General features: G+C 44.0%; 10 protein-coding genes. 4 read left to right on the top strand and 6 right to left on the bottom strand.

Going from position 1 to position 13,762, the window contains the following annotated elements; translation table 11 throughout:
• Positions 1-1,091 precede the first annotated feature (1,091 nt).
• Positions 1,092-1,622 (bottom strand): 3'-5' exonuclease, encoded by a 531-nt coding sequence (locus A3712_RS04570; RefSeq protein WP_063522484.1) that lies wholly within the window; start codon positions 1,620-1,622, stop codon positions 1,092-1,094.
• Between the two features lie 87 nt (positions 1,623-1,709).
• Positions 1,710-3,248, bottom strand: coding sequence for a sensor domain-containing diguanylate cyclase (locus A3712_RS04565; protein WP_063522483.1), 1,539 nt, complete (start codon positions 3,246-3,248; stop codon positions 1,710-1,712).
• A 350-nt stretch (positions 3,249-3,598) separates the two neighbouring features.
• On the opposite strand from A3712_RS04565, the gene A3712_RS04560 reads away from it, so the two are divergent.
• The 3 genes from A3712_RS04560 to A3712_RS04550 all read left to right on the top strand — a co-directional run bounded on the left by A3712_RS04560 (position 3,599) and on the right by A3712_RS04550 (position 9,183).
• The gene (locus A3712_RS04560) at positions 3,599-4,231 is read left to right on the top strand and encodes a DUF2760 domain-containing protein (RefSeq protein ID WP_019822547.1); all 633 of its coding nucleotides are present in this window, start codon (positions 3,599-3,601) and stop codon (positions 4,229-4,231) included.
• Entirely contained in the window at positions 4,231-6,177 is a 1,947-nt protein-coding gene (locus A3712_RS04555; RefSeq protein ID WP_063522482.1) for an Hsp70 family protein, read from the top strand. The genes A3712_RS04560 and A3712_RS04555 overlap by 1 nt, the downstream gene beginning before the upstream one ends.
• 153 nt (positions 6,178-6,330) lie before the next feature.
• Positions 6,331-9,183 carry an Hsp70 family protein gene (locus A3712_RS04550; RefSeq protein WP_063522481.1) on the top strand — a complete coding sequence of 951 codons (2,853 nt, stop codon included), beginning with the start codon at positions 6,331-6,333 and terminating at the stop codon, positions 9,181-9,183.
• Between the two features lie 156 nt (positions 9,184-9,339).
• Here A3712_RS04550 and A3712_RS04545 read toward each other — a convergent pair whose 3' ends face one another.
• Complete coding sequence (locus A3712_RS04545; protein WP_004741541.1) at positions 9,340-9,555, bottom strand: hypothetical protein; 216 nt, start codon at positions 9,553-9,555, stop codon at positions 9,340-9,342.
• A gap of 504 nt (positions 9,556-10,059) precedes the next feature.
• Between A3712_RS04545 and A3712_RS04540 the strand changes: the two genes are divergently transcribed.
• The gene (locus A3712_RS04540; RefSeq protein WP_231891761.1) at positions 10,060-10,716 is read left to right on the top strand and encodes a sensor domain-containing diguanylate cyclase; all 657 of its coding nucleotides are present in this window, start codon (positions 10,060-10,062) and stop codon (positions 10,714-10,716) included.
• Positions 10,717-10,936: 220 nt separating this feature from the next.
• Here the strand turns inward: A3712_RS04540 and A3712_RS04535 are convergent, their stop codons facing one another.
• The 3 genes from A3712_RS04535 to tyrR form a co-directional block, all read right to left on the bottom strand.
• The gene (locus A3712_RS04535) at positions 10,937-11,410 is read right to left on the bottom strand and encodes a DUF2947 domain-containing protein (RefSeq protein ID WP_063522480.1); all 474 of its coding nucleotides are present in this window, start codon (positions 11,408-11,410) and stop codon (positions 10,937-10,939) included.
• 141 nt (positions 11,411-11,551) lie between these two features.
• Positions 11,552-12,139, bottom strand: coding sequence for a ribosomal protein S5-alanine N-acetyltransferase (gene rimJ / locus A3712_RS04530; protein WP_063522479.1), 588 nt, complete (start codon positions 12,137-12,139; stop codon positions 11,552-11,554).
• Between the two features lie 18 nt (positions 12,140-12,157).
• On the bottom strand, positions 12,158-13,702 hold the full coding sequence (tyrR, locus tag A3712_RS04525; RefSeq protein WP_063522478.1) for a transcriptional regulator TyrR: 1,545 nt from the start codon (positions 13,700-13,702) through the stop codon (positions 12,158-12,160).
• Positions 13,703-13,762 lie beyond the last annotated feature (60 nt).

Here is a 13,762-nt window from a genome sequence, read left to right as displayed (position 1 = left end):
CTCTATTATTTTCGGATGACTTAGTAAATATTAGTATCAGTAGTACCCTCTAATGATTAAGTGAGGTTGTTCCTCTCTCATTACAGAGATCGCATCTATAAAATGCTTTGGGGTTTTCCAGCTCGCGACATTTACGTGAGGTTAAGTGCGTCTGTGTTTGATGTTCAATGTAACCTAGTAGAAATAAAAGCGGGTTGTTGGGATAACACGTCCCTCACAATTTTCCAATAGGCTAAGGTTTGCTCATGCTCACTCGAATATACTGAAAATGTGTTGATAAGCATAACAGGCTGTACAAGCGCTAATGATTTTATACTTAATAATCTCAATGCGATGAAATTTTTAATAAACCACTTAATAGGACCTACGTTGATTAGATGTTGCACACGCTAACAGAAATAAAAGAGTCATCAAGAGCCAAGCTAACGATTTAATATTAATTAAGTAGATACCCTATTGTTGACATCAAACATTATATAAACAAAGCCATGAGAAATATAGCCTATTCCTCAGGCGTGGATAATTGAAGTCAGGATGTTAAAAATACTATCAAATAATAGAGAAAACCATATCCTCAAGAATCGAATCGATTTTCTTCACTCGAGAATGTTAAAGTTAACTCTCGACTTTATATCAATCCGACGCCTGCCTTTCTCTGACAAATATCCAACAATTTTAACTCATTACATACTTGATTCAATTGTCCCTATTCTCATCAATATAGTGATTGCAAGCATGCTAGTTAAGCCAGAACCAGATAAACGTAAGTTCAACTTACCTAAAATGGTTCATTTTTCAATCAGTTACATTGACCTTTATCGCTATATCAGGTTTAAGCATAGAGATGATTGATGCTACGGTTAAAGCTTTTATATCGCCAGTGACACTACATATATCCGGGCATTGAAGCGTCACTTTTTTGATAAAGGCGATAAGCTAAAGATACTATTGGGGAGATAAATGTCTTAATACACGAACGATGATGATTTATTTAGTCACTATGGTAATAACAGTCCATAGGAAGATGTAAAAAGCCACCTTATGTCGGTGGCTTTTTACATTTCGGAGCAAATATTAATATTCGCCTACTACTAAAGCATCGTCAGAACAAGCTTCGCCAGGTTGTAAGCATCAACGTAACCAGAATGCTGGCGCCCTTCCCATTCGATGTTTTTTGCTTCTTGAGCCGCTCGGTGGCCAATGCGTTTGTCTTTCAGCCGGTTTTGTACGCGATACAGCGTCGCAATATTGATGAACTCGCTAAATGGTGGTTCGATACCTTTCTCTTGACACTCTTTGTGTAAAATCAGGTCATCACGTCCCCACGCAGCATAGATCTTGTTTGGACCACCGAAGTTCTTGATCATCGATTTGATGACGGATTCTAACGGACGCCCCTGCTTTTCGATTTTACGTGGAGTAATGCCGGTTAGCTCGGCACAAAACTGAGAGACTTCGTCTTTTTCGGGCTTAACGTAGTACTGCGCTCGTTTCACGATGGTTCCAGATGCCAGATCAACCTCAGCAAGACCCACTTCAATGATCTCGCCTGTTGTTCCTACACCATTTTCGCTCCAACAGCACATTTCCAAATCGAAACACACCACTCGATTGTGATTCATACGTCGCCTAATTCTCTCGTCCAAAATTTTGTGAAATTGTACATGAGCCCAATACAGAACTCGACCCTAGTTGTATCAAGTGCTCATTTAGCCTGCAATTGTGACTCGATTTCGACCATTTAACTTACTTTGATAGAGCATGCTATCTGTTTTTTGTAGCAGTTCTTCAGTGTCTTCATTGGTATGGATGGCCGCACCAATACTCAAAGTGCAGCTCAACTGTTGCCCTTTATGCTCACAATGAGAATGACTGACGGTGTTCAGAATGCATTGTAAGTAGCGGTCTAGTGCTTCAGGCTCTGAGATACTCGAAATTATACAGAACTCGTCGCCGCCCAAACGGAAAAGATTATCCCCTTCTTTCAAATTTACCGAAATCAACTTGATGACATGAACAAGCAAAGCATCACCAGCAGGGTGACCAAACTTGTCATTAATGCTCTTAAATTTATCGACATCAAAGCCAATTAAGCTAAATGACTCACTTCGCTTAACCGCCCTGTCAAACATCTTATTGAAAGCTCGTCGGTTATAGATTTCAGTTAAGCTATCGTGGTTCGCTAAAAATCTAAGTTCTTCTGTCCTTTTGTCTAACATGCGATACAAGCGCTCTTTCTCTCTAATTTGCATATTAACGATATACGCTAGTAACAATGAGATGGTTGTTCCGACTAAGGCTATTCCAGTTAAAACTAGGTAGCCATAAAAAGAGATGCAGGAATCTATCTTGTAATCGATCTTCCAATTTCGGTTGGCCAGCTCGATTGTCTTAGTTATATGATGCCCTGTTACACCCTCATAGCCTTCAGTTTCAAACAGAACTGGGGAGTCTTCGGCTTCAAACCCGGTATCCGTCACGCGAACATACACATCCATATCACCGACAGCTGATGCTAACAGGTTTTCAAAGTAATAAGTGGTACGAACTACACCAATCACAACACCTAGCAAGTTATCACTTTCCCCTTCAAAGACCGGGTGATAAACCAACATGCCAGTCTTAGGTGTATCTGGAGTTAAGCCATCTTGAATAAGGCGTACTTTGTCAGAGATATTCGCTTGGCGCGTCTGTTTGATATTTTCGACAATACGCTTAAATCGCTCGCGTGCAGAGTAGAAACCAATCACTCTGTTGTGCGCTTCAGTATTCGGATAAATATCGGTAGCAATAAAAGCAGGCTCGCCATCTAACTGGTAACCATAGGTTTTAGGTTTATGTTTAGGGATGGTGAACAAGCGGTAAAATGGGTACTTTGCTTCCATTTTCGCAGTGTGTTCGGCAATCTGGTCTGCCGTGACTTTCTGCATCCACTGTAAGCCAATTAAACTTTTTGAGCCGTTAATGGTTTGCTGTGCAAAACGGTCAAATTTATCCCAGTCTTCAGGATCATTAGAATAGAAAAAGTTTGCGCCCGAACCTATGTAAGCCACATCATTGTCGATAAACGCTTCCAAGCTCAGTGTTTGGTGTTTAGCAAAGCTGTCCAAATTCATGTTCAATGCGCGGTTTTGGTTGAGCGCGACTAGAATAAAACACAACACTGTAATCAAAAAGCTGACCGAGAATACGACCAGTGGTAGCGTTCGTCTCTTCAACCCTGTTAATGGGTCGGTAGTGTGAGGCATAGAGTTTCCAAATTGGCTTTGATGAGGCCAAAGTATATAACGGAAGGGAATGATGCTCCATTTAAGTTTTCGTTATAAAAATGACATAAAAGATGCACACTTTACTTTGCATTCACATCACAGGTTAACAATCGACCGAATCTCGACTAAATTTCAAGCTAACACACTCAAAAACTACTGGTTTGAAAACATAAATTGCCACTCTTAAGCCTTGAATATGCTAGTATCCACCCATATTTATAGCTTGAAAGTGACCATTTGGGCCTTGCGCCTATGAGTTTCTTTCTAACCTGTATATTCCCTATAACCGACGAATATACCGTTAAATCAATCTAAAGAGAAAAATCACTATGATCGTTGATTTGAACCTAATCCCACAGACGTTTGATATGCTTCACGCAGGCCTAACTGCATCAAGCGTTTTACTACTGTTAATTGCCGTTTCTCGTAAAACCAAAGTGGTTGAGAAAGTCGTAGAAAAACCAGTAGAAAAGATCGTTGAAGTTGAAAAACCAGTTGAAAAGATTGTCGAAGTAGAAAAAGTTGTTGAAGTTGAAAAAGTCATCGAGAAAGTAGTAGAAGTTGAATCTAAGCTCGCTACAGCACCAACAGATTCTGCAATGCAATTGCTGTCTATCATGCAGCAAGAAGCACGTCTAATCGACTTCCTAAAAGAAGACTTGACCTCGTTCTCTGACGAAGAAGTTGGCGCAGCTGCGCGTGTTATTCACACTGGTGGTCAAAAAGTACTAGCGGACTACGTAACGCTTGCCCACATCCGCAGTGAAGATGAAGAGACTCGCATCACGGTAGCTGAAGGCTTCAATCCTCAAGAAATCCGTCTAACAGGTAACGTAACGGGTAACGCACCATTCAACGGCACACTTGTTCACAAAGGCTGGAAAGCAACGGACATGAACCTGCCTAAGCTTGCTGAAAACTACGATGCATCTGTAATTGCACCGGCAGAGGTAGAGCTATAATGGAACACCAAACTCAGGCATCATCGCAAGAGCTACCTACTCAAGATCAAGCATCTAAGTTCAGCGTTGGTATCGATTTGGGTACTACACACTGTGTTTTGTCTTACATCGACACAACCAATGAAGATGCACGCGTTGAGGTAATGCCAATTCCTCAGCTTACGGCTCCTGGTACAGTAGAAACTCGCAGCCAACTTGGCTCTTTCCTATACCAACCGCACGAGCACGAAATGAACGAAGCGTCACGTGTTCTACCTTGGTCTTCTGAACCAAAAGCACTAGTTGGCGCTATCGCTCGTAACCTTGGTGCTAAAACCCCTATCCGTTTAGTAGCAAGTGCGAAATCCTGGCTATGCCACGGTGGTGTAAACCGTCGTGACGCGTTCCTTCCTGCTGGTAGCCCAGAAGAAGTGGAAAAGGTATCTCCGCTTAAGACAACTGAGCTTTACCTTGAGCACCTTAAAGACGCTTGGAACCACGCAAATCCAGAACACAAACTGGCTGACCAAGACGTAACGATCACCGTTCCTGCTTCGTTTGACCCAGCGGCTCGTGACCTAACAGCAGAAGCCGCTCGTAACGTCGGTTTCACTCATCTAACGCTTTTAGAAGAGCCTCAAGCAGCTCTATACAGCTGGATCGATAACAGCAATGACAAATGGCGCGACGAAGTAGATGTTGGCGACATCGTGCTAGTTGTAGATATCGGTGGTGGTACTACCGACCTTTCTTTAGTTGAAGTAACTCAAGACGACGGTAACCTGAGCCTGAACCGTATCGCTGTAGGTGAACATATCCTACTTGGCGGTGACAACATGGACTTAGCTCTGGCTTACCGCTTGAAGATGAAGCTAGCACAAGAAGGCAAAGAGCTGGCACCTTGGCAAGTTCAAGCGATGACTCACGCATGTCGTGACGCAAAAGAAGCACTACTGAACGATGCAGAGCTTCAAGCTGTACCAATCGTGGTTCCTAGCCGTGGCTCCAAGCTACTTGGCGCGACACTAAAAACAGAACTGACTCAGCAAGAAGTACAACAAACATTGGTTGATGGCTTCTTCCCTAAAGTTGCTGTGACTGATCACCCGGTACAAAAAACGCGCGGCGCACTGACTCAAATGGGTCTGCCTTACGCTCAAGACGCAGGTATCACTCGTCACATTGCCGCATTCCTGTCTAAGCAAGCGAACGCGCTTTCTGGAAATGGTGAAACAGCTCAACAAGATTTCAATCCGTTTGCAAATATGCCGGGCATGCCAGGTGCTGAAGCGCCTGCTGCTGATTTCATCAAACCAACAGCAATTCTGTTCAACGGTGGTGTTCTAAAATCTAACCTACTTGCTGATCGTCTTTCAGACACAATCAACGAGTGGTTGATCAATGCTGATGCAGAATTTGCGAAACAACTATCAGGCTTAGATCTTGATCTAGCCGTTGCGAGTGGTGCTTCGTACTACGGCGCGGTACGTCGTGGTCAAGGCGTTCGTATCCGTGGTGGTATCGCTTCTGCTTACTACGTAGGTATTGAAAGCGCGATGCCTGCAATCCCAGGTATGGCTCCTCCAATGGAAGCACTGTGTGTTGCACCATTTGGTATGGAAGAAGGCTCAAGCGTTCAAGTTCCTAGCCAAGAGTTTGGTCTAGTGATTGGTCAGCCAGTTCACTTCCAGTTCTTCGGTTCAACTACACGCCGTGAAGATGAAGCTGGTACTCACCTTGATCACTGGGCGCCAGAAGAGCTTGATGAGCTTCCTGAAATCCAAGTGACACTGCCTGTTTCTGAAGGCCGTCGCGAAGGTGAGGTGGTTCCGGTTACTTTAGCTTCTCGCGTTACTGAGCTAGGTACTTTATACCTAGAAGCGATTGCCACTGACAATGGTCAGAAATGGCATGTTGAGTTCGACGTTCGTGAAGATTCGAACAACGACTCAAACGACGAAGCATAATGAATCAACGGCACCTTAGTGGGTGCCGTTATTTTATCAATACCATTCCCAACTCAGTCCACCCTGTTTCTCAGGAACGACGTAGACGAATAACAACAATAAGACCAAAGCTATCAACACACTGGTCATCACTCTGGAAGAATAAGGTTTTGTATGGCAACTCCTCGTTTTTTAGTCGGCATTGACTTAGGCACAACCAACACTGTGGTTGCCTACTGTGAAATTAGCGACGACCTACAACATGCTCCCGTTTCCCTTTTCGAAATCGATCAACTTATCGGCCCTGGTGAAGTGGTTCGTAAGCCCCTACTCCCATCGTTTCGTTACCACCCAGCCCAAGGTCAAACCTCTCCTTCAGACCTAACTATGCCGTGGGAACCAAACCCAGTTGAAGGCGATATCAACAATGTTATCGTCGGTGAGTGGGCGCGTGAATTGGGCGCTAAGGTCGAAGGGCGCCAAGTATCAAGTGCGAAGAGTTGGTTATCACACCAAGCGGTGGATCGTAGCTCAGACATTCTCCCTTGGGCTGGTGCAGCGGATGTCGATAAAGTTTCACCAGTTGTTGCGAGTGCTAGCTACCTCAATCACATTCGCCAAGCATGGAACTACCGTAACCCAAGCAATAAGCTTGAAGACCAAGATGTTGTTGTCACGGTTCCAGCGTCATTCGATGAGACAGCACGTAAGCTGACACTTGAAGCCGCAGAGCTAGCCGGTTTAGGCAAGATCCTCTTACTCGAAGAGCCACAAGCGGTTTGTTACGACTGGTATGCACGCCACCAGCAAACCGCCGCGGAAGAACTCCAACAGATCCCGTTGATCTTAGTGTGTGATGTCGGCGGTGGTACTACCGACTTAAGCTTAATTGAAGCCCAGTTCAATGGGAATAGCGATGCAGACAAACAAGGCCATAGTGAACTAGCACTCGACCGTATTGGCGTTGGCGAACACTTAATGCTGGGTGGTGATAATCTAGATCTAGCCCTCGCTCACCTTGCAGAGCAGCGCTTCAACCAAAACAAGAAACTGAATGCCTCTAGCCTCACCAAACTGATTCAACAAACTCGCGCAGCAAAAGAGAGCCTACTTTCTGCTGATGCGCCAGACGATGTCAAAATCACTATGCTTGGCAGCGGATCCAAGCTTTTAGGCGGCACTAAGAGTATCGGCTTAACCAAGCAAGAAGTTCATCAAATCGCATTAGAAGGCTTCTTCCCACTGTCTGAATTTACTGAAACACCAGACAAACGTCGCAGCGCTGTAGTTGAATTCGGTCTGCCTTACGTTGCGGACCCAGCGGTAAGTAAGCACGTTGCTGAATTCCTGACAACGCATCAGCAAGTGTCTAAAGCGGCGCTACAAAATTCAGATGCGGTTCAATTCGATGACACCAAACCAGCTATTCCTGTCGGTGTGCTGCTTAACGGTGGTGTGTTCAACAGTGAACTTGTCACAGAGCGTATAACTCAGCTTCTAGGTAACTGGAACGGCGCTCCAATCACAGTACTAGATAACCCTCACCCAGATTGGTCTGTGGCATTAGGCGCGGTTGCGTTTGGCAAAGCTCGCCGTGGTGCTCAGCTGAAAATCGGTGGCGGTGCTGCTCGTTCTTACTTCTTGCATCTACAAGAAAAGAACAAGATGGGTAAAGCACTGTGTCTGCTTGCTAAAGGGACCGAAGAAGGCCAAGAAATCCGTTTGAACAGCCGTCGTTTCTCACTGACGTTAGGCGAGCCAGTTCGTTTTAACCTGCTGACTTCAACTCACGATCAAATTGCTCACGATACAGCCATTCAAAATGGTGTGATGGTCGATGTGGATGCCGACCTGTTCTCCCCTCTTCCACCTTACATCTCGACGCTGGAAGGCTCAGGCACAGCGGAGCTTCAAGCTAACCAAAAAGAGCGCGTTGAAGTGCTGCTCGCTTGTCAGTTAACCGAAGTCGGCACACTGAAAATGGAGTGCGTGAGTACTGAAGATGACTCGAAACGTTGGTTACTTGAATTTGAAGTCAGGAATAAGCAAGGCGAAGAATCCGATAACTCTACAATTCACCCACGTTTAGATGAGTGTAAAGAGCTGATCTCTCGCCTGTACAGCGGCAACAAAAAGAGTGCGGAATCGAAAGAGATCAAAACACTTTCGAAAGATCTTGAGAAACGACTCGGTAAACGCGATGAATGGGATTTCACCACCCTCCGTCATCTATTTGATACTTTATCATTAGGTCGTAAACGTCGTCGCCGCTCAGAAGCACACGAGAAAAACTGGTTGCGCTTAGCGGGTTACTCACTGCGCCCTGGCTTTGGTGATCCTACTGATTCATGGCGTATCGAACAGATTTGGGGTCTCTACCAACAGAACATTCAGTTTAAGAACCACCAAGGTTGGACCGACTGGTGGGTTTTCTGGCGTCGTGTTGCCGGTGGTTTGAACCAAGAGCAGCAAGAGACAATCTTGGCTGACATTGCGAAGTACCTTCACCCAGGTGCTATGAAGAACCCTAAGAGCGCTAAAGATGCCCAAGACAATGGTTATGAAGCCATGGTGAGGCTGGCGGCATCCCTTGAGCAACTCGAAGTGGAAGACAAAGTGCTTCTTGCGTCTTGGTTCCTAAGTAAAGCGATCAATCACAACCAGTTTGAACAAGCACACTGGTGGGCGCTAGGTCGACTGGCTTCAAGAACCCCGCTATATGGCAGCCAACACAGTGTAATTCCTAGAGAGCAAGCAGAGCAGTGGTTACCAAAATTACTTGAGCAGAACTGGCAGAAAGAGCAGATGATTGCCTTTGCCGCAGTGATGATTTGTCGTAAAACTGGCGACCGTCAGTTTGATATTTCTGACGATTATCGCAATCAAGTGATTGAGAAGCTAAAGCAGAGTAAGGTTCCAGAGTCTTGGTTAACGCTGGTTAGCGAAGTCACTGAGCTTTCAGAGAGCGAATCTAAGCGTGTGTTTGGTGATGCTTTGCCAAGTGGTTTAAGTCTAATCAACAGCTAGGGCTGAATGCAGATCTTACTTCTAAGCAGCTAGAAAAGAAAAAGCCACTTTCGATACGTTGAAAGTGGCTTTTTTATTGGTGGCTAAAGGCTGGTGTGTGTCGTTGATATGTAGCTTTCGGGTTAAGAGCCTCAGCCGTGTTGCGGTTAATCATTGTTAATGTTTCGTTCCGTTTGGGTTGATAGTGAAGTCTGTATTCTCATAGATGTCAGACAGTTTTTTGGGTTTCTTTTCTTTGGCTCCTTTATTGGGTTGATTATGAGTTTCGCTCAAAAGCCACTCCTCATGCATTTTTGCTGAATCCAAGAATTCTGGATCCTCCATTGCTTCCTTGCGAAGTTTATTTACACGTTCGAGAATATCCCAAATCATAATACTTCACCTCCACTAAGGCTACACTTTCCAATATAGGACTCCGCCCTATTGATTCAATACTTTCCGGTTAAACCATAGTGAATTTGTGATTTAGATATCGAAAACCGCCTTATAAGCACATTATTTAAACAGGTAGAATTCACTTATTTTTATTAAAAAATAAATATGGTCGAAGTGTTTTTTATATAGTTTTTATAAACACACCACCTATAGGCTATGCCTTTGTCTTATTAAAAATACAAACGAAAGGAAATACATTATTTCAGATTGCAAAGGCAGAAATTTGACATTATAGTCAACCGTATGACATTCCAAAAAGGTGAGCATTCATGCCATGTACCAATATCTATCAATCCAGCTCTAAATATGCCATCAATGATCTAGTGTAAGAAATGGACCTCTCTTTATGGAAAAGCATGCTCAATAACATAGCAGAAGTGCTTAATGCTCCCGCTGTTGGGCTTATTCTTACGTCTGAAGTTGGATTCCAAGAACATTGCGGTGTCTTCTTCACCAGGTGTTAAAGCGGACCCTGGCAAAATCATCCCCAGAGACATCAATTTTTACTGCAAGAAAGTGATGGAAACCAGAGCCATGCTTTATGTAAAAAATGCGTCTGGTAAAGAGGAATGGAGCGACAATCCCGAACTCACGCAGATGGGCTATGTCTCTTATCTAGGTTTACCGATCTTCCAATCGGACGGCAGCATGTTCGCAACACTCTGCGCGCTAGACACTAAAGAGACCTCTTATAAACCAATACAGATAAATTTAATGGAGAGTATTCGCGCGCTATTGGAAAGAGAAGTACATACTGCAGAACGAATTCGGAAATTGAAATATACATCTAATCACGACGAACTGACTCAAGTATTTAATCGTAGAGCGATATTAAGCGAGTCACCCAAATTCATCGATAGCACTATTGAAAATAGCATCAATATTAAAGCTGTTTATTTTGATATCGACGGACTTAAGTATGTCAATGATAACTTGGGAGATACTATAGGCGACCAATATATAAAGTCCTTCTCTCATTCACTTCAACGTAACACTCGTAAGGATGATATTTGTGGAAGACTTGGAGGAGATGAGTTTCTCTTATTGTGTAGAGACATCACCGAAGATTCCCTAAACAAGATAATAAGCAGAGTGTAATCTGACTTTAATAAACACTCCCAAAACTGGGTATAGATTGCCACGCCACTTTTAGCCATGGTTCACTTATTTACTCGTCAAATATTCCACCTATCGATGAGTTAATTCGACTGACGGATGAACAAATGTACGAAAACAAAATGAGTAAACGTTACGCCCAACTAAAATAAAAAAAGCGAGCACTATGCTCGCTTTTCTACCGCTTAAAATTCGTTTCAGCTTACGCACGGTTACCAATTTTCACCGTACCATTAGTCGCAAACCAAAGCGCTTCAGAGCGACGACGACCTAATAGAATTGGACCATCATCGTAGAACAAAAAGTTCTTCCAATGCTTCTTAAAAACGGCCCATTTGGTTTCAAGAACATTATATTTTTCATAACAAAAATAGATAGTTACGTCATCTTGCCAATCAATAAAATTAAGGATCTCTTCTGGCATTTCCGGTTCATCGGCTTCCCAATGTGCCATCCAGCTGATCTCTTCTTTCCAGTTCGATGCTTTGCTAGGCCAGTCTTGCGGGCTTAGTCGCTCAGCGTCTGGGCTTTGAGGACTCACGTTCTCTTTCCAAAACTGAGACGCTCTTGCCTGTGTCATTGGCTTAATCTTTTCCAAATCCTCAGCCGGAAGTGGCATAGATTGGTGAGTAAAAATCCATTTTCTTTGGTATTCGTCCAAAGTTGTGTATGACATCAAAATTCCTCAAATATCTTCTCAGGCCGATGGTTCAACCATGGCTCAATGTTCTTTTAGTAAAGGCAGCAACGCTACATCGCTTAATATTCGCTACCTTTTTTAATCGCTGCTCGTTTGTGGGCTTATAGACTGCGTTGTCTAAATGTTGCGTCTATCTTCCCAGTTAGGATTGACGAGCGCCGTCAGTATGTGGTCTTCCCATTTACCGTTAATTTGTAGGTAATCTTTGGCAAAACCTTCACGTACAAAACCGAGATGCTCAAGAACACCCGCACTTCGTTCATTGTGAGGCATATAACCCGCCATTAGGCGATGCATGTTCTGCACGTCAAACATATAGTCTTTCGCCATGCTGAGGCCTCTGCGCATGTAGCCATGCCCCTGAGCTTGCTCTGCGAGTGAATAACCCACGTTACACGCATAGAACGGGAAACGAGACAAATTACTGAACGAGATAGTCCCTAACATTTCGTTAGTATCGGCATTAATCAATAAACAGTAATAGCCGAGCCCCATTTTATGAAGCTCGTTTAGCTTAATTAGGCGCTGTGCCCAGCCCGTTCTATCAAAAAATGCATCTTCACGAATCGGTTCCCAAGGTTTGAGATACTCTCGATTCACCTGAAAGTACTCACTGATCATAGTCGCATCGTCTATCTCAGCGGTACGTAGGATCAGATTTCCATCTCGCTTGTAAATACGTTCTGGTGTGCTTAAGTCTTCCATAATTTAGGTCTTATTCGATCAGTTCTTTCTAATACCGTAATCACGAAGTTTATTCGCAATAGAGGTATGAGACACGTTCAAACGCTTGGCTAACTTACGACTTGATGGGAATGACTGGTAAAGCTTCTCCAAAATCTGAGACTCATAGTCTTTCATGATCTCATCCAGAGAGCCATCTAAACACAAGTTCGCCATACCTGTTGTCATGGTTTCTAACTGAGGCAAGTGGAACTGCTCAACCGTTAGCGTATCTGAGTCCAGTTCAGTAAGCGCACGTAATACCATGTTGTCTAGCTGACGAATGTTACCCGGCCATTGGTAATTACCAAGTTGGTCGATTAACTCTTGAGTAAGCTTAGGCTTAAGCATACCAAGCTGTTGTGCATATTTAGCTACGAACAGTTCCAGTAATGGCCCAACGTCGTTAGAACGTTCACGCAATGCAGGAATAGAGAGCGTCAGTACATTCAAGCGGTAGAATAAGTCTTCACGGAACGAGCCTGAATCAGCAAGTTCAGAAAGACGGTGGCGCGTTGACGCAATAATACGAACATCAGCGTGCATCTCTTCTTCTTCACCAACACGACGGAATGAACCATCTTGTAGGAAGCGAAGCAGTTTGATTTGTAGATGCGGGCTCATTTCGCCAATCTCATCTAAAAATACGGTACCACCATTGGCTTGTTCGAAAATGCCTTTATGACCTTGTTCATGGTTGAATGACCCCGGGGCGTGACCAAACAGCTCAGTTTCAGCTACGTCATCAGGCATCGATGCACAGCTCAGAATCAAGAATGGGAAAGACGAGCGGTTTGAGCGGTTATGACACGCTTTCGCCAACATCTCTTTACCTGTACCTGTATCACCTTCAATTAGCAGAGGCTGATCCAGCATCGCCAGTTTCTTAGCTTGGCTTATTAACGCTTTATGGCGATTAGAAACACCAACAAAATGCTCAAAGCCTAAGTTGTTCTGTTCCGAAATCGCATCGGGCGTATTCATCTCTTGGTTGCAAGAACGAATCGTCATAACCGCGCTCGCAAGCACAGGTTCGTTGACGTCACCACCCAGATAGATAGGTAGGATTTCAATAGAGAAGTCTAAACCGTCCAACACAACAACTTCACGGTGGCGTGTTACTTCACCTTCGATCCAACGACCAAAGTTAAAGCTTGGTACGAAGGAGGCGAGTGGTTCGCCAATCACTTCGTCTTCTTGCTTGCCAAATAGGCTGAGTGCAGCGTGGTTTGCCATATCGACTGAACCTTTAAGGTCAATCGCAATCACGGGGTCAGGTAGGTTAGCCAGCAAAGCGATCAGCTCAGTGTTGTGCCTTTCGCTCGGCATGAATTGTATTTTTCGTACATCCTTTACACCTGAAATTCGACGAATTTCAGCCATAAGCTGACTAAAAGCATCAAAGTCAATATCAGGGCAGTTCAGGTAAATAATGCCTTTAACATCGATTTCGATTCCTCGTAAATCAATGCTTTTTGAGGCCAAGATATCGAGCAACTCACGCGTTAAGCCGAGTCGGTCTTCACACAATACTTCAAGACGCACAAATAGTCCTATTATAAGTGTCAGGATAAGTTGACAGTAGTGTGAATTAAGGTCTGAGTT

The organism is Vibrio sp. HI00D65 (genome assembly GCF_001635455.1).
In the GTDB taxonomy this organism is placed as follows: Bacteria; Pseudomonadota; Gammaproteobacteria; order Enterobacterales; family Vibrionaceae; genus Vibrio.
The sequence above is the reverse complement of the archived record's forward strand: the minus strand, read 5'-3'. Positions and strand labels throughout refer to the sequence as shown.

Coding starts and splice junctions, on each gene's coding strand:
- A3712_RS04570 (WP_063522484.1), bottom strand. CDS start 1,622: ATGAATCACAATCGAGTGGTGTGTTTCGATTTGGAAATGTGCTGTTGG.
- A3712_RS04565 (WP_063522483.1), bottom strand. CDS start 3,248: ATGCCTCACACTACCGACCCATTAACAGGGTTGAAGAGACGAACGCTA.
- A3712_RS04560 (WP_019822547.1), top strand. CDS start 3,599: ATGATCGTTGATTTGAACCTAATCCCACAGACGTTTGATATGCTTCAC.
- A3712_RS04555 (WP_063522482.1), top strand. CDS start 4,231: ATGGAACACCAAACTCAGGCATCATCGCAAGAGCTACCTACTCAAGAT.
- A3712_RS04550 (WP_063522481.1), top strand. CDS start 6,331: ATGGCAACTCCTCGTTTTTTAGTCGGCATTGACTTAGGCACAACCAAC.
- A3712_RS04545 (WP_004741541.1), bottom strand. CDS start 9,555: ATGATTTGGGATATTCTCGAACGTGTAAATAAACTTCGCAAGGAAGCA.
- A3712_RS04535 (WP_063522480.1), bottom strand. CDS start 11,410: ATGTCATACACAACTTTGGACGAATACCAAAGAAAATGGATTTTTACT.
- rimJ (WP_063522479.1), bottom strand. CDS start 12,139: ATGGAAGACTTAAGCACACCAGAACGTATTTACAAGCGAGATGGAAAT.